Genomic DNA, 20,963 nt, shown 5'->3' with positions numbered 1-20,963 from the left:
TATGGAGCAGCCCGTTAAAATCCTGGTTACAGGATCCAATGGACAGCTGGGATCGGAGCTCCGGCAATATGCCGGGCTTCCCGGAATGATTTTTGATTTTACGGAGCGCGCAACCCTGCAGCTTACCAACGAAGCGGATGTGCGGGAATACATGGAGCAGGTTCGTCCGCAGTATGTGATCAATGGTGCGGCTTATACGGCCGTGGATAAAGCGGAGGAGACCGGAGCGCAGGAGGAAGCTGAAGCTGTAAATGCGCGGGCGGTTGGTTACCTGGCAAAAGCCTGTACCGCGGTTGGAGCAAAACTGGTCCATATTTCTACTGACTATGTTTTTGATGGAACCGCCTCGCAATCCTACAAACCTTCAGATCATCCCAACCCGGTAAGTGTGTACGGCGCTACCAAATTAAAAGGAGAGGAGCTGGCGGAGCGCTATACAGATGCCGTCATTCTCCGGACAGCCTGGGTCTATTCCTCCTTTGGAAAAAATTTTGTAAAAACAATGATCCGGCTGATGGCGGAAAAGCCGGTGATCAATGTAGTGGCCGATCAGTATGGATCACCCACGTATGCCGCTGACCTGGCCGCGGCTATTATAAGCATAATTCAGTCGGGAAAATGGGTCCGGGGCATTTATCATTATACCAATGAAGGGGAGACCAGCTGGTACGAATTTGCCGGGGCGATCCGGGAACTGATCCACAGTACCTGCATGATAAATCCCATTCCAACTGCAGACTATCCAACGCCCGCCAGGCGTCCCGCTTATTCGGTTCTTGATAAAACCGGTATAAAAGAAACCTACGGCATCATCATTCCTGCCTGGAGGGAGAGCCTGGAAAAATGCATCAGCAAGCTGCAGCCATAGTGGTGGGGAAGCGGTTTGCAACATTCCGGAAGGGAGGGTGTTATTGATTATAGTAGGTATCTTATACGTATAAACATTTGTTAGTGCGGTATAAAAATTTATTTTTGCCGGTAATTGTAAATACTTGTTCATGAAGCGGATCTTAACCATTTTTCCTTTGTTGCTGGCTGCATTTGTTGTCGCGTCGCAGGATTCAACCCAAATCAAATTGACCTATAACCAGGAAAGGATTAGTGAAACGGAGATCCGTCTTGTGATTACGGCCCATGTTAAGGCAGCGGGCATTGAGTTGTTTGGCCTGCAGACGCCGCAGAACAAGGATGTTTTTTCTGCGGTGGTATTTGACACGGCTGCCCGGCAATACCTGAAAGATAGCCTTACAGAAAAAGGGAGCCTGGTGCAGCACACGGACGCGGTACTGAATGTGCCGGTATCCTTTGTAAAAGACTCGGTGCAATGGGCGCAATCGGTAACACTGAAAAAAGGTGATAGCGCTGTAGTGAAGGGCGCTACAACTTATATGTATAAGGCGGGAGACAGTTTTGCCTCCTTTGAAGAACCTTTTAAGTTTTATGTAAAGAATGAAGAGGTAAAAGCGGCGGCCGGTGAAACGACCGGCCCCGGCACGAATAAATCCCTGCTTTGGATTTTTCTTACCGCCTTTGCCGGCGGATTGTTAGCGCTGTTAACCCCCTGTGTGTATTCAATGATCCCCATTACCGTCAGCTTTTTTACGAAGCGCAGCAAGACAAAGACGGAGGGGATCCGCAATGCCCTTGTTTATTCATTGTCGATCATTGTCATTTTTACGCTCCTGGGCTTTTTCATTACGGTTATCTTCGGCCCCGATGCATTAAATAAATTAGCGACCAACTGGATCGCCAACCTGGTCTTTTTCCTGGTGTTCCTCATCTTTGGTATCTCATTTTTGGGAGCATTTGAAATTGCGCTCCCCTCTTCATGGGGTACCAGGGCCGATAGCAGGGCCAACACCCAAAGCCTTTTGGGGATCTTCTTTATGGCGCTTACATTGGTAGTGGTATCATTTTCCTGCACCGGCCCGATCATCGGCAATTTGCTGGTGCTGGCCTCTAAGGGCAGCCGGATGGGCCCGCTGGTAGGAATGTTTGGCTTTTCGCTGGCCCTGGCGCTTCCCTTTGCATTGTTTGCCTTTTTCCCGAGTAAGCTGAATATGCTGGGTAAGGCGGGCGGCTGGTTAAACGCGGTAAAAGTGACCCTTGGGTTCCTGGAACTGGCGCTGGCGCTCAAATTTTTGTCTAATGCAGACCTGACGCAGAACTGGCGCATTCTCGACCGGGAAATTTTCATCGTACTTTGGGTCGTAATATTCTTCCTGCTGGGCTTGTATCTTTTAGGGAAATTGAAGTTCCGGCATGATGACGAGCTGCCCAGGAATGATTTTGGATTACCACATTTATCGGTAACCCGGTTGTTTTTCGCTATTGCCTCTTTCAGCATGGTCATGTACCTGGTTCCGGGATTATGGGGGGCTCCGTTAAAAGGCCTATCTGCCTTCCTGCCACCTATGGGTACCCAGGATTTCAACGCAGATGACCTGCCATCGGGTTTTGACCCGAAATCGATGAGCAGCAGGAGCGGGAGTGAAAAAGATACCGTACATTTCCGGGAAGGATTGCCGGCGCCGGTGAAGTATGTGGCGGTGATGAAAAAACATGAGCCGGATGTGGTCGTTAATAACGGTCTTGTGACTTATTTTGATTACCAGGAAGCCCTCGATGTGGCCCGGAAGGTTAAAAAGCCATTGATGCTGGATTTTACGGGTGTGAATTGTATCAACTGCCGTTTGATGGAAGGACAGGTTTGGAGCGACCCCGCAGTCATGCAGCGGCTGAAAAACGATTTTGTGATCGCTTCTTTATTTACGGATGTACACAATGGTGTTGATATACCGGTGGGAGAGCAATACTATTCTAAAAGTTTGGGCAAGCAGGTTGAAACACTGGGCGAGAAGAACAGCGATCTGCAGGTGAGCCGTTACGGATCGCTCGTTCAACCCTTATATTTCTTTCTTGATGAGGACGAGCAGCTCCTGGCTGCGGAAGGGTACCCCTATATACCCTCCGTGTCTAAATTTGTGGCACACCTGGATCGGGTAATTGCCGAGTACAGGAAGCGGAATCCTTAACAGCTGTTTTAATAAATACGGAGATTCATTATGGATAACAAGGTATTTGATGAAAAGGAGATGCGGTTTCATACCCGTAAATGGGTAAAGCCGGAAGATCTGAACCCCAACCAGTCGCTGTTTGGCGGGCGCCTGCTGCAATGGATCGATGAAGAAGCCGCACTGTACGCTATCATCCAGCTGGAGAATACGCATGTCGTTACCAAATTTATTTCCGAAATTAATTTTATCGCTTCCCCCCGGCAGGGCGATATCATTGAGATCGGCATCGTTGCCACCCGGTTTGGCAATACTTCCTTAACGCTGCGCTGCGAGGTAAGGAATAAAATAACCCATGAACCCATACTGACCATCGACCGTATGGTATTTGTAAACCTGGATAAAGAAGGAAAACCCACGCCCCATGGTAAAACAGCCATTACCTTTGTGGCAGAACGATTGTTGAAATCATCCTAAATAGTCCGGCGCCGGCAACGGGGCCGGTCGGTTTAAAAACAGGAAGTGTATGCAAAAAAAAACATGGCTGCTGGGCCTGATCCTGGTGGCGCTGATTGCGAACGGACAGCAAAAATTTTCAGGAAACCCGTTATTCCCGGGCTGGTATGCAGACCCGGAAGCGGTGATCTTTAATAAAACCTACTGGATCTATCCCACTTATTCCGCTCCCTATCATAAGCAGGTCTTTATGGATGCTTTTTCTTCCCGCGACCTGGTGCATTGGAAAAAGCATGAAAAGATACTGGATACGGCTTCTGTAAAATGGGCAAAGCGTGCACTTTGGGCGCCGGCCATCGTAAAAAAGAAAAACAGGTACTTCTTATTTTTCGGCGCCAATGATATCCAGAACGATCAGCAAACGGGGGGTATCGGCGTAGCTGTGGCATCAAAACCCCAGGGACCTTTTAAGGATTACCTGGGGAGGCCGCTGGTAGACCGGTTCCATAACGGGGCACAACCCATCGATCAGTTTGTGTTTAAGGACAAAGATGGCGCCTGGTACCTCATTTACGGAGGATGGAGGCATTGTAATATTGCCCGGTTAAAAGATGATTTTACCGGCTTTATACCCTTTAAGGATGGCAGCCTGTTCAAAGAGATCACACCGGAAAAATATGTGGAAGGACCGGTAATGTTCATGCGCGGGGGAAAATATTATTTTATGTGGTCTGAGGGAGGATGGACCGGGCCGGACTACAGCGTGTCCTATGCCATAGCCGATAGCCCGCTGGGGCCTTTCAGACGTATCGGAAAGATATTGCAGCAGGATCCGGCGATCGCCACAGGGGCCGGGCACCATTCTGTGGTGCAGGTGCCGGGGCGTGATGAATGGTATATTATTTATCATCGCCGCCCGCTTACCGAAAAAGACGGCAATGCGCGTGAAACCTGCATTGAACATCTTTATTTTAATGAGGATGGTACCATAAAACCGGTAGTGCTCACCAATGCCGGTGTTGCGGCCAGACCGCTGAAATGATCCCGCAGCTTTCTGCCCCTGCTTAAATTGCCCGGGCTAAATTAAGCAGCAGCAATTTTCTATTTCTCTGTATCTTACCCGCTATTATTTTGCGCAATGAGATACAAGGCATTTATCTTCGATTTAAACGGAACCATCATAGATGATATGGCCTTTCATTCAGAAGCCTGGTTCAGGATCCTGAATGAAGAGCTGAACGCCGGGCTGAGCCGGGAGGAGGTAGACCGGCAGATGTATGGCAAGAATGGTGAAGTACTGGACCGGATCTTTGGCAGCGGGAAATTTTCCGGGGAGGAAAAGGAGGCGCTTTCCATCCGGAAGGAGCAGATCTACCAGGAAGCATACCTGCCGCATCTGCAGCTGATACCGGGGCTGGAGCGCTTCCTGGAGCGGGCTGCCGCCCGGCGGATCCCTATGGCCATTGGTACAGCTGCCATTCCGTTTAATGTTGATTTTGTGGTAGACCGGTTACATATCCGGCATTTTTTCCAGGCGATCATAACCGCCAGTGACGTATCCAGGAGCAAGCCGGACCCGGAAACCTTTCTCACCTGTGCCCGCGCGCTCGGCGTGACGCCTTCAGACTGCCTGGTTTTTGAAGATGTGCCAAAGGGGGCCGAGGCTGCTCAAAATGCAGGCATGGACACTGTTATTATTACAACCGGGCACCAGCCGGAAGCATTTCATGCACTGCAGCAGATCCTGTTTTATATACCGGATTTTACCGGTAAGGCACTGGACCTGCTGTTCTGAGGGCTCTTTTGTGAAAAGATAATTGTAATTTTTACAATTATTACAAATAAATTGTATTTTTAACCTTTAAACGATTTTAGTCAATGAAAGAAGCATACGTTATCGGGGTGGATTTTGGTACGGATTCCGTTCGCTCTGTTATTGTAAATGCATACAGCGGAGCCGAAGTGGCCGCTTCCGTATTTCAATACCCCAGGTGGAAACAGGGGTTGTATTGTGTGCCTTCAAAGAACCAGTTCCGGCAGCATCCGTTAGACTATATAGAGGGGCTGGAGGCAACGATTAAAGATTGTATAAAACAATCAGGAGCCTCTGTTGCCGCGCAGATCCGGGGGATCTCTATAGACACTACGGGATCCACCCCGGCAGCCGTTGACCGGCAGGGCAGGCCGCTGGCACTGTCTGCAGCATTTGCCGATAATCCCAATGCCATGTTTGTTTTATGGAAAGATCATACGGCTACGGCCGAAGCGGCGGCGATCAATCAACATGCAACACAGTTTGAAACCAATTATCTCCGGTATGTAGGCGGCATTTATTCCAGTGAATGGTACTGGGCAAAATTGCTGCGCATTTTCAGGACAGATGCTGCCGTTCGGGAGCATGCGGCAAGCTGGGTGGAACATGCAGACTGGCTGCCTTTTTTGCTTACCGGCGGCAACGATATACAGCAGCTCAAGCGGGGTGTTTGTACCGCCGGTCATAAAGCCCTTTGGTCCGAAGCTTTTGGAGGATTTCCTCCCAATACCTTTTTTGCTACGCTGGACCCGCTGCTGGATGGTTTTGTAGCGCATTTGCCCTCCAAGACCTATGCGGCAGATGAAGCGGCCGGAATGCTTTGCCCGGAATGGGCCGAAAGACTGGGGTTAACAACCAGTGTGGTAGTGGGTATCGGTGCCATGGATGCGCATATGGGCGCAGTAGGCGGACAAATAGAACCCTATCATTTGAGCAAGGTAATGGGTACTTCTACCTGCGATATGCTGGTTGTGCCGCAGGAAGACCTGGCCGGCGACAAAACCGTAAAGGGTATTTGCGGACAGGTTACAGGCTCAGTGATCCCCGGAATGTCGGGCCTGGAGGCCGGGCAGAGCGCCTTCGGTGATGTATATGCCTGGTTTAAGCAGGTATTGTCCTGGCCACTGCAACTGGTGAAAGCATCCAATGTATTAACCGCAGCGCAGGCAAAAGCGCTGGTGGAGGAAACGGCAGCGCAGGTAATCCCCGAGCTGGCCAAAGCGGCAGCAGCGCTGCCCCTGGAGGAAGACGACGTGCATGCGATTGACTGGCTGAACGGGCGCAGAACACCGGATGCCAACCAGCTGCTGCATGGCGCACTAACCGGTTTGAGCCTGGGAAGCGATGCCCCCCGTATCTTCAAAGCCCTGGTAGAAGCCACCTGTTTTGGCGCCAAAGCCATTGTGGACCGTTTTGAAGAAGAAGGCGTTCCTATTAAAGGGCTGATCGGTGTGGGAGGTGTGGCAAGAAAATCGGCGTATATCATGCAGGTGATGGCCGATGTAATGAATATGCCGATCCGCATCCACCGGTCAGAGCAGACCTGCGCTATAGGGGCAGCTATGTTTGCAGCAACCGTTGCCGGGATCTATCCGAAAGTAGAGGATGCAATGAGGGCCATGGGGCAGGGATTTGATAAAGAATATTTTCCCGATCCGGAAAGACATGCCTACTATAAAAAGCGCATGGAACAATATAAAAGGATCGGCGCATTTCTGGAACATAATAATCTGTAACAATGAGATACGAAACGATCCGCCAGAAAGCTTATGCGGCAAACATGCAGCTTCCGGAACTGGGGCTGGTGCTTTTTACGTTTGGTAATGCCAGCGAGGCAGACAGGCAGGAAGGTGTTTTTGCCATTAAACCCAGCGGGGTGGCGTATGCAGACCTTTCACCGGAGAAAATGGTGATCGTTGATTTTGATGGTAAAACAGTAGACGGATCGCTGAACCCCAGTTCCGATACGCAAACACATGCCGTGCTGTACAGGCACTGGGAAGGAATCGGCGGCATTGTACATACCCATTCTACCTATGCAACGGCCTGGGCACAATCGCTGAGGGCGATCCCCATCTATGGCACCACCCATGCGGATTACAATATTGTAGACATACCCTGTGCGCTTCCTATGGATGATGCCATGATACAGGGCGACTATGAGATCCAAACGGGTTACCAGGTGCTGGATCATTTTAAGGAGAATGGTTTTGACTACAGGGAAGTAGAAATGATCCTGCTGGGCAATCATGCCCCCTTTACCTGGGGAAAGAACGCAGCCAAAGCCGTGCACAACAGCGCGGTGCTGGAGCAGGTGGCAAAAATGGCGTATCTCACCGAGCAGATCAACCCGCAGGTGCCACTGCTCAAAAAAGCGCTGATGGATAAGCATTACCAGCGCAAGCACGGCCCCAACAGCTATTACGGACAGTAATCAATGATACCGAAAATATAAAATATGATCAATCTGGAGCAATTAGAATTGTGGTTTGTTACCGGCAGTCAGCATCTCTACGGCGCAGATACGTTAAGAGAAGTGGCGGAACATTCCCGGGAAATCGTTCGCTATATCAATGCTACATCAAAAGTACCGGTGAAGCTTGTTTGGAAAGATACCGTAAAAACACCGGAAGAGATCCGGCAGGTTTTTGCAGAGGCTAATTTCAACGCATCCTGTATCGGCGTGATCGCCTGGATGCATACTTTTTCCCCAGCAAAAATGTGGATCAACGGATTAAAGATCTTTCATAAACCCTTGCTGCAGTTCCATACCCAGTTCAACAGGGATATCCCCTGGAATACGATCGACATGGATTTCATGAACACGAACCAATCGGCTCATGGCGACCGGGAGTTTGGTTTTATGCTGAGCCGGATGAACAAGCACCGTAAAGTAGTGGTCGGGCATTGGAAGGATGACCAGGTGCTGGACCGTATTGCAAGCTGGAGCCGGGCGGCGATGGGTTGGCACGACTGGCAGGGTGCACGGTTTGTACGGTTTGGCGATAACATGCGCTATGTGGCCGTAACGGATGGCGATAAAGTAGAAGCCGAAATGAAATTCGGGTATAGTGTAAATACACATGGTATCGGGGACCTTGTAGCAGTGATTGACCAGGTGGGCGAAAGGGAAGCGACAGCGCTGGTACAGGAATATATGGACACATACCAGGTAGCCTCCTCATTAAAGAACGATGGTGCCCAATACCAGTCGCTGCTGGATGCGGCGCGCATTGAACTGGGGTTAAAAGGGTTCCTGGAACAGGGCAATTTCAAAGGGTTCACCGATACATTTGAAGACCTCCACGGAATGATCCAGCTGCCGGGCATTGCGGTGCAGCGGCTGATGGCGCAGGGTTACGGATTTGCGGGAGAGGGAGACTGGAAAACGGCAGCATTGGTGCGGGCCATGAAGACCATGGCCATCGGGCTTGAGGGCGGTAACTCCTTTATGGAAGACTATACCTATCATTTTGATGCGGGTGAGCCAATGGTATTGGGCTCGCATATGCTGGAGATCTGCTCTAGTATTGCAATGGGAAAACCTTCCTGCGAGATCCATCCGCTGGGGATCGGCGGAAAAGCCGACCCGGTGCGCCTGGTATTTAATGTAAAGGGCGGCCCCGCGCTGAATGCTTCCATGATGGACATGGGCAACCGGTTCCGGCTGCTGGTGAACGAGGTGGAAGCGGTGGAACCGCTGCACGATCTGCCCAAACTTCCGGTGGCCCGCGTGCTCTGGAAACCCTATCCCGATATGAATACCGGCTGTGCTGCCTGGATCCTGGCAGGAGGGGCGCATCATACCTGCTATTCGCAAAACCTTACGGCAGCGCATCTCGAAGATTTTGCGGGCATGGCGGGTATTGAGTTTGTATGGATCAACAAAGACACCGACCTGTATCATTTTAAAAACGAGCTACGCTGGAGCGATGTTTATTACCGGTTGAATAAAATTTAAGGATCGATGTGATAAATTAGAGCAGGTTTAGTTATTTTAGCGGACTGTTAAATATCATATTAATATTGCATGCATATGAATAATGAACTAAGCATATCGGACTATATTGTCTTTTTAGTCTACTTTCTGATTGTGGCCTCCTACGGCTATTGGGTATACCGGAAAAAGAAACAGGCTACGGTTTCTGCATCACATGACTATTTCCTGGCGGAAGGTTCGCTTACCTGGTGGGCTATCGGCGCTTCGCTGATCGCTTCCAATATTTCTGCAGAACAGTTTATCGGTATGAGCGGCAGCGGCTTTAAGATCGGGCTGGCTATTTCTACCTACGAGTGGATGGCGGCTGCCACGCTGATCATTGTGGCGGTCTTTTTTATGCCGGTGTACCTGAAAAACAAAATATACACCATGCCGCAATTCCTGAACCAGCGGTATAACGGTACGGTGGCCATGATCATGGCCGTGTTCTGGCTGCTGCTCTATGTGGTGGTGAACCTGACCTCCATTTTGTTCCTGGGGGCGCTTGCGGTAAGCACCATCTCCGGCATCAACTTCTGGGTCTGTATGTCCATGCTGGCGCTTTTTGCACTGATCATTGCGCTGGGCGGTATGAAAGTAATCGGCTATACGGATGTGATCCAGGTGTTCTTCCTGATACTGGGCGGCCTGGCCACTACCTACCTGGCGCTGTCGCTGGTTGCAGACCATTTTAAACTGGATGGCGTGATGAGTGCGCTGGGAACATTGAAAACAAAAGCAGACGATCATTTTCACATGATCCTGAAGAAGGATAATCCCAATTACCTGGACCTGCCGGGGCTCACGGTGCTTTTAGGAGGTATGTGGATCGTGAACCTGAATTACTGGGGATGTAACCAGTATATTACCCAAAGGGCGTTGGGCGCTGATTTAAAAACGGCCCGTTCTGGGTTGTTATTTGCAGGGTTCTTAAAATTATTAATGCCCATCATCGTGGTGATACCCGGTATTGCGGCTTATATCCTGCACCAGGAAGGCGTGGTAGGCGGGGTAGATTTCCAGGCCCAGATGATCGAACATGGGGAGATGAACCCGGACAGGGCCTATCCTGTATTGCTGAACCTGTTGCCGGCCGGTTTAAAAGGATTGGCGTTTGCAGCGCTTACGGCGGCCATTGTGGCTTCCCTGGCGGGCAAGATCAACAGTATCTCCACCATCTTTACACTGGATATTTATAAAAAGCGGCTGAATACTGCGGCAACCGAAACCCAGCAGGTAAATGTGGGCCGGATCGCCATCGTAGTAGCGATGATCCTGGCTATTATCATCTCTCCGTTCCTCGGTATCGACAAAAAAGGCGGTTTCCAGTTCATACAGGAATATACGGGCTTTGTGTCGCCGGGTATCTTTGCCATGTTCCTGTTAGGATTCTTCTGGAAGAAGACGACTTCTTCCGCGGCATTATTTGCCACCATCGGAGGTTTTGCTTTTTCGGTGGCGCTTAAATTCTTACCCGGTGTTATGGATCTGCAATTCCTTTCTTCGATAGGCTTTTCGGTTCCCAACGCCAGCGGTGTTTACGAAATCCCGTTCCTCGACCGGATGGGGATCGTATTTGCAGTATGTATCATCGGCATGTATATTATCTCCAAAATAGAGGTAGCAAGAGGCGTACAGCCCAATGGACTGGAAGTGGATGCAAAAATGTTTAAAGTCAACTCCGGCTTCCTGGTGGGGGCGCTTATTATTTGCGGCATCCTGGCTGCATTGTACACCTTATTCTACTAAACAGGGCACAATACTGGCAAGGCCGGTTGCAGTAAAACTGTGACCGGCTTTTTCTTTTACGGGACAGTAGCCCTGCATACCGTTTTAGAGCCTGTTTAAATTTTATTGTGGAATTTATTATGAAGCTATTTTGGAGCGAAACAAGGAAAATTTTGCAGGCATAGTAGGCCACTATGGCGAAAAATTTAACGCAGTTGCAGCCCAAAACAGCCATAATAAAGCCATTGAATGAATTTTAAACAGGCTCTAAATAGCGGAACCTTTTTAATTTTGGGTTATGAACCATTATGAACAGATCGCTTTTTCGGAGATGCGGCGCTGGCAATTCAATATGCAGCGTCCTCCCGGTATTTTGAACCGGTTCTCAAAAAAGACGCAGGATAAGCTCAATGCGCTGATCCCTGAAAAGGTGCATAAGGGGATCACGGTCGTGATCAAACAGATGATCCATGCCGTTCTGTTCGGAGCCAAACATACCACCGCAAAGCCTTTAACGAATGCTGCATTCATATTGCGGGAGCAGACCGTAAAAGAAAAAATAAAGTTTTACAGGAGCGCTGCAGCCGTGGAGGGCGGTATAACAGGAGCGGGGGGGATTTTAATGGGGTTGGCAGACTTTCCCTTATTGCTGGCGTTGAAGCTGAAGCTGCTCTATGAAATAGCAGCTGCATATGGCTTTGACCTGGATGACTACCGGGAGCGTGTGTACCTGCTGCATATTTTTGAACTGGCGTTCTCGAGCGCAGCACACCGTAACAGGGTATATGAGAAAATGGATCGTTGGGATCTTAAAGTGAAGGAAATGCCTGCCGATGTATCGGCGTTTGACTGGCGCCGCTTCCAGCAGGAGTACCGGGATTACATCGATCTGGCGAAAATGGCACAGCTCTTGCCGGTAATAGGTGCACCGGTTGGTTTTATAGCCAACTATAACCTGGTAAAAAAACTGGGGGTTACAGCCATGAACGCCTACCGGATGCGGATCCTGCCTGCCGGAGCAGGGCTTTGACTATTTCTTAAGATATGTTTGTGATATTTTAACAGCAGGCATACCGGTCGCTGCCGTTTTTGAGACCTATCTTTATCATCTAAGTGAGTGTACTATGACAAAGCGTTTACAAGCGGTTCACATATTGCTGATCTGTTTTTCATTAATGGCGTGCACGGCCTCTGACTCCCAGGAGAAGGCGCCTTCGGTAGCTTCCGGTCCGGCCAAAGCCGCCGCGCCGGACACCAGCGATACAAAAAAGGGGAGTAGGCCTGGTGCTGTTCTCGATACTGCCGGGTACGACAAACGGATGAAGGCAATCGCAAACGGGGATTCCTCCGGCCGTTGGCCGGTAAAAGCGCCCTATCCCTTGCCAGGTGCCATCTTTCCCTTTAACCGGGTGATCGCATATTATGGCAACCTTTTTTCAAAAGGGATGGGCATCCTTGGCGAGCTGCCCAAAAAAGAAATGCTGCGGAAATTAAAAGGGGAAGTGACCAAATGGGAGAAGGCCGATCCTGCTACTCCGGTACGGCCGGCGCTGCACTATATTGCGGTTACCGCACAGGGTACTCCCGGCAGGGATGGCAAATACCGGCTTCGCATGCCGTTTCACCAGATCGATACGATCCTGAAATGGTCAAAGGAGATCGGGGCATTGACCTTTATTGATGTGCAGGTAGGACAAAGCACCCTGCAGGAAGAATTGCCGCGTTTTGAAAAATATTTTAAGCTGCCAGGATTTCACCTGGGGATCGACCCGGAATTTTCAATGAAAAACGGCGAAACGCCGGGCAGCAGGATCGGGACCTTCAGTGCCGGGGATATCAATTACACGATCGATTATCTCGCAAAGATCGTGCGGGAAAATGATCTTCCTCCCAAGATCCTGGTCGTGCATCGCTTTACCAATGATATGGTAACGGGGTATAAGAAGATCAGGAAAGTTCCGGAAGTGCAGGTCGTGATCGATATGGACGGCTGGGGCAGCAAGGCGTTAAAGACGGGGACCTATAATACCTTCGTTTACCGGCAGCCGGTACAGTTCACCGGTTTTAAACTGTTTTACAAAAACGACCTGAAACGTGGCAGCACCGGGCTGTTTGAGCCGAAAGAGCTGCTGCGGTTTACACCCAAACCGGTCTATATACAATACCAGTAAGGAGCCGGGAATGATTCCTGATTTGAAAATTTGAAAATGAGGAAATGTGGATCCCGGCGACGTCTGTCGGGAGTGGGAATGAACCCCGATCCCGTTCCGGCTGCTGCCCTGATAAACCCGTAAGGGTTTTCTTTGATGAACCACGCGTGAAACGCGGGGTTCATGATCCGGATCCTGGTTGAACCCCGGCCGGGGTTCAATACAAATGAATCGCCCATAAACCGACGGCTATCCGGGCATAACCCCATTCAGGGTTTTACCGCTTACCTTCACGCATATGCGACAGATCCGGGAAGGCAATAATCAACAGCCCTTTGGATATAAAACGAAATCTAACGTTGAACTTTGAGCCCGTCTGTGACCTGTGAGAAGTAGAAGGCGCCAACTGAAACTTTAAACCTTCTCTTAAGGAAACGGCATTAAGTCGTCAACAGCCCACCCTCCAGGAACGCGGATCAACTAAAACAAAAGCAGCTATTTCAATTCAAAGGCAACAACACTGTAACTATTGAATGTAGGAACGTACAGGATCTTTGTAGCCGCATCATATCCGAGATCTGCGGTATTCATCCTGCCCTGGACATCCAGCATTTTATGAAAATTGCCGCTGGCAGAAACATAGTAAATGATGCCCGGCCAGCAGGTAACAATAAAATCACCATTCCCTGCAGGCTCAATACCATCACCGCCCTGTTCAAAACCGGAAGCAATGATGGTCTTTTTTTTGTTCCGGTCCAGCTTCCACAATTCTTTACCCGCAAGAACGTAAAGATCGGTGCCGATGGATTTCAGACCGTTGGCGCCGGTAGCGCCTTCCAGGTATACTTCCGGCTGGTCTTTTACGATCTTATAGATCTTATTTAAACGGGTGTCGGATACATAGACGGCCCCGTTTTTGTCGACGGTTATGTCATTCAGGAAAACTGCATCCGGGATAGGAATCGTTTTGATCACCTTTGCCGTTTTCACATCGATCACTACCACATCGGTCAGATCTGCAACATATAAATGCTTTTTATAGAGGCCCAGTCCCTTGGGGGCATTAAGACCTGTAACCCAGTTCAGGTTCTTGACCGTTCCGTTTTTGTTCAGTATACCAACGCCGCCCCGGCCATCCTTTTCATTGCCTTTACCATCGATAAGGGAAACGTACAGTTCGCTTTTTCCCGGTACCGGTAAAACGGATTCCGGAACGGGGATAGAATCATTGGTTTTCCAGAGCTGAACAATGGTATGCTGGCTATGACCGGTTATGAAGCAACCGACGGCCAGCAGGAACAAAAAGAAATGTACCGATTTCATGGCTGATATTGTTCAGGTGAAGATAGACAAAAAAGCCGGTATGGCTTGCATCCCGGGGGCAATGAGCTGTCTTTATCCCTTCCTGTCGCGGGTAAAGATGCGCCCGATGTCTTTTCCCAGGCTTTCCAGGTCTACCGTGGGATTCAGAAAATGCTGATCGCTGATGTAAAAGTCGTCGGTTTCAGCGGGTTTTACCTGTATCGGGTAGATCAGCAGAAAATTGCTGGATCGGAAATACCGGTCGAGGTAGGTAAAGATCCGGTCCATATGCTGATTATACGAGGGATACTGGGGGCGGCTTAATACAAAGATGATCAGGTCATTTTTATCAGCCTCCCTCGACAGGATCAGGATGTCTTCCCAGTTGGTAAATTCAGAAAAACGGTATTGAATGGGATTCTTCTCGTTCAGGCTGCTCAACAGCGGCTCGATATTCTTTGCAGCAAAGAATTTAACACCGCCGCCGCAATGTTTGGCCAGCGTCCAGATGTTCGACAGCCAGTAAAAGAACCCGGTTTCCCGTTCTGCATTCCGGGGGATCACAATAATGTTGTTCTTAATGGTAGAGAGGGGTTGCACCGGGTTGTAAACATAAGTGGTGAGCCTGTCGTTTTCGAGGATCCCGTTGATCAGTGCAAAGCTCTTGACCGAATTGTAGGGCCGGGTGCTGTAACCCAGGATCAGGTCCGTGATCTTATTGGCTTTTACTTCGCCGGTGATCCCGTTGATGATATTATCGTCGTAACGGATGATATCGTGGACTTTGACATCGGCGGCGGCCCCGGTTTGCACGGCCAGCTCCAGCATTTTTTTGCCGGCCCGGTCCGATTCATCGGGGGCATCATGTTTATTAATGATGTTCAGCGCATAAACCTGGTCGGTATTACGGGGCGTTTTGATGGAAAGCGCCAGTTGTACCAGGTGCTCTGTTTTTTCAAGTGCATTGGTTGCGATCAGTATTTTTTCGCCTTCGTCTGTTCCTTCAGCCGTATTACCGGTTTCGGCGCCGGTTTCGCGGGCCAGCGCCTGTCCGCCCTTTTGCGCGGTAACGGAGGCAATGGTGCAGGTAATAAGGATCACCAGGATGGAGCCGTTGAGCACCGCTTCATTTAATAAACGGATAGGTTCCCCGTCTGGTGTTTCAGATATGATAATATTATAGCCTACCATTACAGCGGCCAGTGTTGCGGCGGCCTGGGCCAGGCTCAGCCCAAAGATCACCTGCAGCTGGTGTTTATTCATCCGGAAGGTTTTGGTAGTAGCCCAGGCTGCCAGGTATTTGGCGGTAATAACGCCGATCGTAAGCACAGCAGCTACCTTTATGGTTTCGGTATCCTTTATAAAGGCTTTAAAGTCGATCAGCATGCCCACGCTGATCAGGAAGAACGGGATGAAGAGCGCATTGCCGACAAACTCTACCCGGTTCATTAAGGGGGATGTGGCGGGGATGAGCCGGTTCAATGCCAGTCCCGAAAGGAAGGCCCCGATAATGCCCTCCACACCGGCCAGTTCGGCCAGCACTGCTCCCAGGTAAACCATTACCAGCACAAAAATGAATTGTGAGATCCTGTCGGGCACCTTTTTAAAGAACCATCGGCCAATGACGGGGAAAAGAAATAAAACGATGAGCCCAAACGCGAGGATGGACAGGGTCAAACGCAGCCAGAAGGCGGCATCTACCTGGCCCTTGGTCATTCCTACAATTACGGCCAGCACCAGCAGGGCCAGGGTGTCCGTGATCATGGTACCGCCTACCGCAATATTAACGGACTTATCTTTTGCAATGCCGAGTTTGCTGACAATGGGGTAGGCCAGGAGCGTATGAGAGGAGATGAGGCTGCCCAGGAGGATCGCGGTCATCCAGTTAAAATGCAGCAAGTAGTAGCTGGCCAGTGTGCCGATGAGCATCGGGATGCAAAAAGTATACATCCCAAATGTAATGCTCTTCCATTTATTCTTTTTGAATTCGATCAGGTCTATTTCAAGACCGGCCAAAAACATAATGTAAAGCAGACCCGTTGTACCCGAAACCACAATGCTGCTGTCCCTGTCCAGGATACCGAAACCATTAGGGCCGGTCAGTGCACCGGCAATGATGAGCCCGATGAGGTGCGGGATCTTTAATTTGTTGAGCAGAATAGGGGCCAGCAATACAATGATGATGACGATCAGGTATTTTAAGATAGGATCGGTAACGGGGAGCGTTGCTTCAGCAATATTTAACAGCATATCCGTAATAAATTAAGATGGGCGTTTATTGATTTTTCGGCCGGTCCATATCAGCTTTGAAAATAGTTTCGCATCCATCGGGCTGGGTGATCAGCCTTTGCCCGCTGAGTTTATTTCTCTGCTCAACCTTTAATGCTACTTTCATGGATGCGGAAGGTTGTGCAGTTTCAGATTCGGGCGTGGAAAGCTTTAGATCGGTACCGGTAAAGGTGCCGGTATAAATACGGATCAGTTTATCTCCCTGCATGGCACGGACCGTAACCGTAGTTTCATTGCCAGCAATAAGCCAGGTTTCTTTCCGGATATCCCCCACGGCAAAGCCGGAGCAGTTGGTTTGGGTACAAACCATTGTAACGTTCCAGTTACCTGCCAGTGAATCGGGCAGGGGAACACTTTGCTCTGCGGGGAGGTTGCTGACAGAGTCGATCCGGGCTATATTTAATTTCAGACTGTCTTCCAGCAGCTTTAATGCTTTTTCCTTAAGCATTACCGCCGTTTCGCGTGCCTTCAGTGCCTGCTCCCGCTCATCCAGCTGTTTTCTCCGTTCTTCAAAACCACAGCTGCAAAAGTTCAGTCCCAGCAAAATGATACCAATGATCAAAGGTCGTTTCATAATTAGAAATTTGGTGCTGTTTCGCTAAGATAGAACAAAAAAGCAGAAGTGGAGAGGAGATGAGATACCGGATGTCAGAGAGGAGAGGCCGGGTATTATGTGCGCATATATTTTGTAGCGGAGTTTAACGTTCCGGGACTGATACGTTTAATAGTTGAGATAGGGCCCGTACCACCGGGTCCCTGTATCTTCAAATGCTTAAATCTTCAAATTATGAAGAGGCCCAGTTGTTCCGGTAGCGTTCTTTTAGCTGGGACCGGTATGTTTTCGGGGTAACACCGGTTACTTTATGAAAGATCCTTGTGAAGTAGGAGGCCGACTGGTAGTTGAGTTCATAGGCTACTTCCGAGATCTCCTTGGTCAGGTTTTGCAGCAGGATCTGGCTGTGCAGGATGCTGATTTCCTGGATCCATTGTTTGGGAGGTTTACCTGTCGTTTTTTTGACACATTTGTTGAGGTAAGTTTCGGAGATCTGCATTTTTTTGGCATAGAAGCATACGTCTTTGTGCATTATATGATAATGCTGCACCTCTGTCCGGAACTGGTAGGAGATCTTAAGATCCCTGGTAAGGGCATGTGCGCCCGGGTTACCTGACCGGATCAGTTTTAGCAGGATTGCCGAGAACAGGGCCAGGCAGATGTCTTCAGAACTGTTCAGTGCCATAGCGTCCAGCTCTTCTTTTAGCAGGGAAAACGATTTTTCGAGCCATTTCACTTCTTTGGAGGATAGCTGGATATAGGGCGCTGTAAAAAAGAAATCCAGTTCCCTGTTATTCAGGAAGAGGTTGGTGATAACATTGTTTTCATAGATCAGGTAAAAGCCCTGCAGGTCCGGTGAAAGCTCCAGGGTACGGGTAATGCATCCCTGTTTGATATTAATGACCTGCCCCGCCGTAACCGTGTAGCTCTGGGTTTCGAGCTGTTGCTGGATATACCCCCTGGTTATCAGCATCAGGAAATTAAAAGAAGTTCTGTAGGGGGGAACCGGTATCAGGATATCTTTCAGATAAGACTCGATCCTGTAAAGCTGGAGTTGCGAATGATCGTGCAATACATGGGCAGAGATCTCCGGGAGGAACTGCCGTTTGTACTCATAGTTACTGATCAGTTTTATGGTAGGTGCCATAAGGATCTGCGGATTAATACGGTATTGTAAAGTTAATTATAAAATCGGGTTATTTGTCCGGGGCAATACCTTTTGGCGGAAGCGGGATCCATCTTTTCAGGGTCAGGGTGACCCAGCTGGCGGCAACAAAGGGGAACGTAAGCACGGACCATTGCATACGCAGCATGGCAATGTCGATAATTACGGTCAGCACCACGGAGAATAGTACAAAAATTCCGTCCACGGGCTCGTCCCCGGCAAAGGTAATAGCGCATAACAGGGCATTAAAGCTGAAGAGCCCCATTTCGATATCGAGTGCCGGCTCTGATAAATGAATGGCTATGTAAGCGCTGAGAATGGCCCCGGTAATGCCATACAGGGCGGCAATGGGCTTATTGATGAAGACGCCCAGGAAAAACAGGAGGCCGCCAATGATACTGTCCTGGAAGATGACTTCCCCAAACCCATGGATGCTGGTGGCAAAATCATCCTTTTCGATCATTTCATTGACGACGGCAACGGAATTGGGCTCAATAATAAGGTGATGAAAAACATAAAGCAGGATCCAGGTAACGATGATGAACGGAAAGGTAAAGCCGGGCAGCTTTTTTACAATGAATACATGTTGCAGAATGGTAGCCAGTGCCGATCCGATGATCACTGCAATCCATATCACAGGAACCGGTTGAAAATAAAAGACCATGGCCACGCCTACCAGGGTGGCGCTAAAGCCATACAGACCCTGTTCAATTTCCTGCCGGTCATATTGCAGCAGTTGGGCGGTAAGCACGCCGGTAACGGCCGAAAGCAGGGCGGCAATACCACCCGGAACAGAACCATAGAAGATCCCAACGAGAAATAACAGCCCGGTCAGCGCGTTTTCCTGCAACATGATCTGTCCGATGCTTCTGAATACGGTACGGGCAAAAATGAATGATTTTGATTGCATAGTTTTAAAGTTTACTATAGGATTTCAACGAATAAAAAACAGATTGAAAAACAGGAAGCCGGGTTTTCCCTACCTCCGGGGCCGGAGACCGCTCCAAAGGAGGCCGGGCCGCTTTGGAGGAGAAGGAGGTGCTACCAGCCTAAAAAGACCATGCCAATGCCGCAGACCGTAACCACGCCGCCGCCAATGGCATGCATATACCGCTCCAGCTTGCTGGTATTAAAAAAAGAATAACCGTAAATGCCGATGAGCACCATGGCCAGCATCGTGATCACCGTACTGATGGTGAATACGGAAATGAGTACGACAATTTCCGTTACGGAACGCTGGGTGCCTGAATAAAAAAGCAGGGGCACCAGGGGCTCACTGGGCCCCATTACAAAAATGGCAAAGAGCACCAGGGGCGTCACTTTTATACGGCTTCCGGGCATCACTGTTTGTCCGTGTGTATGCTCGTAAACGTATACGTCGTCGCCCATTACATCAAAATGTTTATGAGGCTTATTGAGCCAGGCCTGCCGCAGGCCGTAAGCCAGGTACAGGACACCGAAGATCAGCAGCGCCCAACCGGATATATTACCTCTTACATCCTGCAGCCAGGCGATCTTTGTAAGCTGCCACCCGAGGAAGACACCCACCAGGCCGATGAGCACCGAGCTCAGGATATGCCCGATGCCGCAAACAATGGTGAGAAAAATGGTTTTGGGAAGACTCCATTTCCGGGAGCGGGAAAGTACCACAAAGGGGAGGTAGTGATCCGGTCCGGATGCCGTGTGCAGACCGCTGATGGTGATGGCCGTAAGCGCCAGTGCAATTAACCGAGAATGTTCCATATCCGTTCCTGTATGTTTTGAAAAAGGGTGAATAATTGTTCGCCGCCATGGCCCAGTACCCGTACCACCAGGCCATTGTGCTGGAGCCGCGAAACGCCGCCAAGAATGTCTGCCTCCTGTTCTAACAGTTCCTGTACCTGGTCAGCAAGCCCGGGAGCAGAGGGTATACCGGCGGTAGCAGAGTAAATAAGGGTGCCCTGGTGCGTATAGGTTTCCAGCATGCCCATGGCCTGCAGATCATTTTCCTTCGGCTGCAGCAGGATATTGTCTTTGAGTACCAGTCGCCCGTTATGAAATACTTCGAAGAAATTGTGGAAGCTGGTAAATTCAAAAACCTCGCCATGATGTTTTCGCCCGCAGGTAATGATCTCGCTCATCAGCAGCTGACAGCCTTCCGCCATATCTATCCGGTTCAGACTGGTAAACCTGGAGTTTTTATGCGGCACTACGGGGTGCGGCACAAAGAAAAAAGAGCTTCCTTTTTCCAGCGTGATCTGCATTTTTTGCGTGGCGCTGGCTTCCATATGGAACAGCCGCTGGTAGGATTGCGATTGCAGCTGGAGCCTTGCATTCTCTTTTACCCGGATCGAATATTCATAGGCATCCCCGCTGAGAATGCCGGGCGATGAGCTCATGATCATCAGGTACGCATGCGCATCTGATTTATGCTGGCCAACGGGTATGATGCGGAAGGGCTGCGTAACATAAGCATCTTTCAGGAACGATCGTTGCCCGTTCATTGCTACCGTGAAGTTTAATGTACTGATCATA

The 20,963-nt window shown here is 49.7% G+C and carries 18 protein-coding genes; 11 read left to right on the top strand and 7 right to left on the bottom strand.

Annotated elements, in window-relative coordinates; translation table 11 throughout:
- Position 1 precedes the first annotated feature (1 nt).
- The 11 genes from rfbD (at position 2) to BLS44_RS16195 (ending at position 13,161) form a co-directional block, all read left to right on the top strand.
- Entirely contained in the window at positions 2-868 is an 867-nt protein-coding gene (gene rfbD / locus BLS44_RS16245) for a dTDP-4-dehydrorhamnose reductase (RefSeq protein ID WP_090391275.1), read from the top strand.
- A 130-nt stretch (positions 869-998) separates the two neighbouring features.
- Positions 999-3,035, top strand: a complete 2,037-nt coding sequence (locus BLS44_RS16240) for a protein-disulfide reductase DsbD family protein (RefSeq protein WP_090391274.1) — start codon at positions 999-1,001, stop codon at positions 3,033-3,035.
- Between the two features lie 30 nt (positions 3,036-3,065).
- Positions 3,066-3,491, top strand: a complete 426-nt coding sequence (locus BLS44_RS16235; protein ID WP_245729236.1) for an acyl-CoA thioesterase — start codon at positions 3,066-3,068, stop codon at positions 3,489-3,491.
- A gap of 49 nt (positions 3,492-3,540) precedes the next feature.
- A complete protein-coding gene (locus tag BLS44_RS16230) occupies positions 3,541-4,512 on the top strand; it encodes a glycoside hydrolase family 43 protein (protein WP_090391273.1) in 972 nt (323 codons plus the stop codon).
- 96 nt (positions 4,513-4,608) lie between these two features.
- A complete protein-coding gene (locus tag BLS44_RS16225) occupies positions 4,609-5,265 on the top strand; it encodes an HAD family hydrolase (protein WP_090391272.1) in 657 nt (218 codons plus the stop codon).
- A gap of 83 nt (positions 5,266-5,348) precedes the next feature.
- Positions 5,349-7,019 carry a ribulokinase gene (locus BLS44_RS16220; RefSeq protein WP_090391271.1) on the top strand — a complete coding sequence of 557 codons (1,671 nt, stop codon included), beginning with the start codon at positions 5,349-5,351 and terminating at the stop codon, positions 7,017-7,019.
- Positions 7,020-7,021: 2 nt separating this feature from the next.
- Complete coding sequence (locus BLS44_RS16215; protein WP_090391270.1) at positions 7,022-7,717, top strand: L-ribulose-5-phosphate 4-epimerase; 696 nt, start codon at positions 7,022-7,024, stop codon at positions 7,715-7,717.
- Positions 7,718-7,741: 24 nt separating this feature from the next.
- The gene (araA, locus tag BLS44_RS16210; protein ID WP_090391269.1) at positions 7,742-9,244 is read left to right on the top strand and encodes an L-arabinose isomerase; all 1,503 of its coding nucleotides are present in this window, start codon (positions 7,742-7,744) and stop codon (positions 9,242-9,244) included.
- Positions 9,245-9,319: 75 nt separating this feature from the next.
- Positions 9,320-11,011, top strand: a complete 1,692-nt coding sequence (locus BLS44_RS16205; protein ID WP_090391367.1) for a sodium/sugar symporter — start codon at positions 9,320-9,322, stop codon at positions 11,009-11,011.
- Positions 11,012-11,288: 277 nt separating this feature from the next.
- Positions 11,289-12,020, top strand: a complete 732-nt coding sequence (locus tag BLS44_RS16200; protein WP_090391268.1) for an EcsC family protein — start codon at positions 11,289-11,291, stop codon at positions 12,018-12,020.
- Positions 12,021-12,114: 94 nt separating this feature from the next.
- On the top strand, positions 12,115-13,161 hold the full coding sequence (locus tag BLS44_RS16195; RefSeq protein ID WP_090391267.1) for a hypothetical protein: 1,047 nt from the start codon (positions 12,115-12,117) through the stop codon (positions 13,159-13,161).
- Positions 13,162-13,635: 474 nt separating this feature from the next.
- On the opposite strand, the gene BLS44_RS16190 is transcribed toward BLS44_RS16195, so the two are convergent.
- The 7 genes from BLS44_RS16190 to BLS44_RS16160 all read right to left on the bottom strand — a co-directional run bounded on the left by BLS44_RS16190 (position 13,636) and on the right by BLS44_RS16160 (position 20,962).
- Positions 13,636-14,463, bottom strand: coding sequence for an SMP-30/gluconolactonase/LRE family protein (locus tag BLS44_RS16190; RefSeq protein ID WP_090391266.1), 828 nt, complete (start codon positions 14,461-14,463; stop codon positions 13,636-13,638).
- A 72-nt stretch (positions 14,464-14,535) separates the two neighbouring features.
- The gene (locus BLS44_RS16185) at positions 14,536-16,692 is read right to left on the bottom strand and encodes a cation:proton antiporter (RefSeq protein WP_090391265.1); all 2,157 of its coding nucleotides are present in this window, start codon (positions 16,690-16,692) and stop codon (positions 14,536-14,538) included.
- 25 nt (positions 16,693-16,717) lie between these two features.
- The gene (locus BLS44_RS16180; RefSeq protein ID WP_090391264.1) at positions 16,718-17,305 is read right to left on the bottom strand and encodes a hypothetical protein; all 588 of its coding nucleotides are present in this window, start codon (positions 17,303-17,305) and stop codon (positions 16,718-16,720) included.
- Between the two features lie 211 nt (positions 17,306-17,516).
- A complete protein-coding gene (locus tag BLS44_RS16175; RefSeq protein WP_090391263.1) occupies positions 17,517-18,431 on the bottom strand; it encodes a helix-turn-helix domain-containing protein in 915 nt (304 codons plus the stop codon).
- 49 nt (positions 18,432-18,480) lie between these two features.
- Positions 18,481-19,359, bottom strand: a complete 879-nt coding sequence (locus BLS44_RS16170) for an urea transporter (RefSeq protein ID WP_090391262.1) — start codon at positions 19,357-19,359, stop codon at positions 18,481-18,483.
- Positions 19,360-19,490: 131 nt separating this feature from the next.
- Positions 19,491-20,192, bottom strand: coding sequence for a sulfite exporter TauE/SafE family protein (locus tag BLS44_RS16165; RefSeq protein WP_090391261.1), 702 nt, complete (start codon positions 20,190-20,192; stop codon positions 19,491-19,493).
- Positions 20,174-20,962, bottom strand: a complete 789-nt coding sequence (locus tag BLS44_RS16160) for an urease accessory protein UreD (RefSeq protein ID WP_090391260.1) — start codon at positions 20,960-20,962, stop codon at positions 20,174-20,176. Before BLS44_RS16160 ends, BLS44_RS16165 begins: the two co-directional genes overlap by 19 nt.
- Between the last annotated feature and the right edge of the window lies 1 nt (position 20,963).

The sequence above is a fragment of the Niabella drilacis genome, from assembly GCF_900101395.1.
Classification (GTDB): Bacteria; Bacteroidota; Bacteroidia; order Chitinophagales; family Chitinophagaceae; genus Niabella; species Niabella drilacis.
The sequence above is the reverse complement of the archived record's forward strand: the minus strand, read 5'-3'. Positions and strand labels throughout refer to the sequence as shown.

Excerpts from the sequence above, each read along its gene's own strand:
- BLS44_RS16190 (WP_090391266.1), bottom strand. The coding sequence starts at position 14,463 with ATGAAATCGGTACATTTCTTTTTGTTCCTGCTGGCCGTCGGTTGCTTC.
- BLS44_RS16160 (WP_090391260.1), bottom strand. The coding sequence starts at position 20,962 with ATGATCAGTACATTAAACTTCACGGTAGCAATGAACGGGCAACGATCG.
- BLS44_RS16240 (WP_090391274.1), top strand. The coding sequence starts at position 999 with ATGAAGCGGATCTTAACCATTTTTCCTTTGTTGCTGGCTGCATTTGTT.
- BLS44_RS16230 (WP_090391273.1), top strand. The coding sequence starts at position 3,541 with ATGCAAAAAAAAACATGGCTGCTGGGCCTGATCCTGGTGGCGCTGATT.
- BLS44_RS16175 (WP_090391263.1), bottom strand. The coding sequence starts at position 18,431 with ATGGCACCTACCATAAAACTGATCAGTAACTATGAGTACAAACGGCAG.
- BLS44_RS16165 (WP_090391261.1), bottom strand. The coding sequence starts at position 20,192 with ATGGAACATTCTCGGTTAATTGCACTGGCGCTTACGGCCATCACCATC.
- BLS44_RS16195 (WP_090391267.1), top strand. The coding sequence starts at position 12,115 with ATGACAAAGCGTTTACAAGCGGTTCACATATTGCTGATCTGTTTTTCA.
- araA (WP_090391269.1), top strand. The coding sequence starts at position 7,742 with ATGATCAATCTGGAGCAATTAGAATTGTGGTTTGTTACCGGCAGTCAG.
- rfbD (WP_090391275.1), top strand. The coding sequence starts at position 2 with ATGGAGCAGCCCGTTAAAATCCTGGTTACAGGATCCAATGGACAGCTG.
- BLS44_RS16185 (WP_090391265.1), bottom strand. The coding sequence starts at position 16,692 with ATGCTGTTAAATATTGCTGAAGCAACGCTCCCCGTTACCGATCCTATC.
- BLS44_RS16215 (WP_090391270.1), top strand. The coding sequence starts at position 7,022 with ATGAGATACGAAACGATCCGCCAGAAAGCTTATGCGGCAAACATGCAG.
- BLS44_RS16170 (WP_090391262.1), bottom strand. The coding sequence starts at position 19,359 with ATGCAATCAAAATCATTCATTTTTGCCCGTACCGTATTCAGAAGCATC.
- BLS44_RS16180 (WP_090391264.1), bottom strand. The coding sequence starts at position 17,305 with ATGAAACGACCTTTGATCATTGGTATCATTTTGCTGGGACTGAACTTT.
- BLS44_RS16220 (WP_090391271.1), top strand. The coding sequence starts at position 5,349 with ATGAAAGAAGCATACGTTATCGGGGTGGATTTTGGTACGGATTCCGTT.
- BLS44_RS16205 (WP_090391367.1), top strand. The coding sequence starts at position 9,320 with ATGAATAATGAACTAAGCATATCGGACTATATTGTCTTTTTAGTCTAC.
- BLS44_RS16225 (WP_090391272.1), top strand. The coding sequence starts at position 4,609 with ATGAGATACAAGGCATTTATCTTCGATTTAAACGGAACCATCATAGAT.
- BLS44_RS16200 (WP_090391268.1), top strand. The coding sequence starts at position 11,289 with ATGAACCATTATGAACAGATCGCTTTTTCGGAGATGCGGCGCTGGCAA.
- BLS44_RS16235 (WP_245729236.1), top strand. The coding sequence starts at position 3,066 with ATGGATAACAAGGTATTTGATGAAAAGGAGATGCGGTTTCATACCCGT.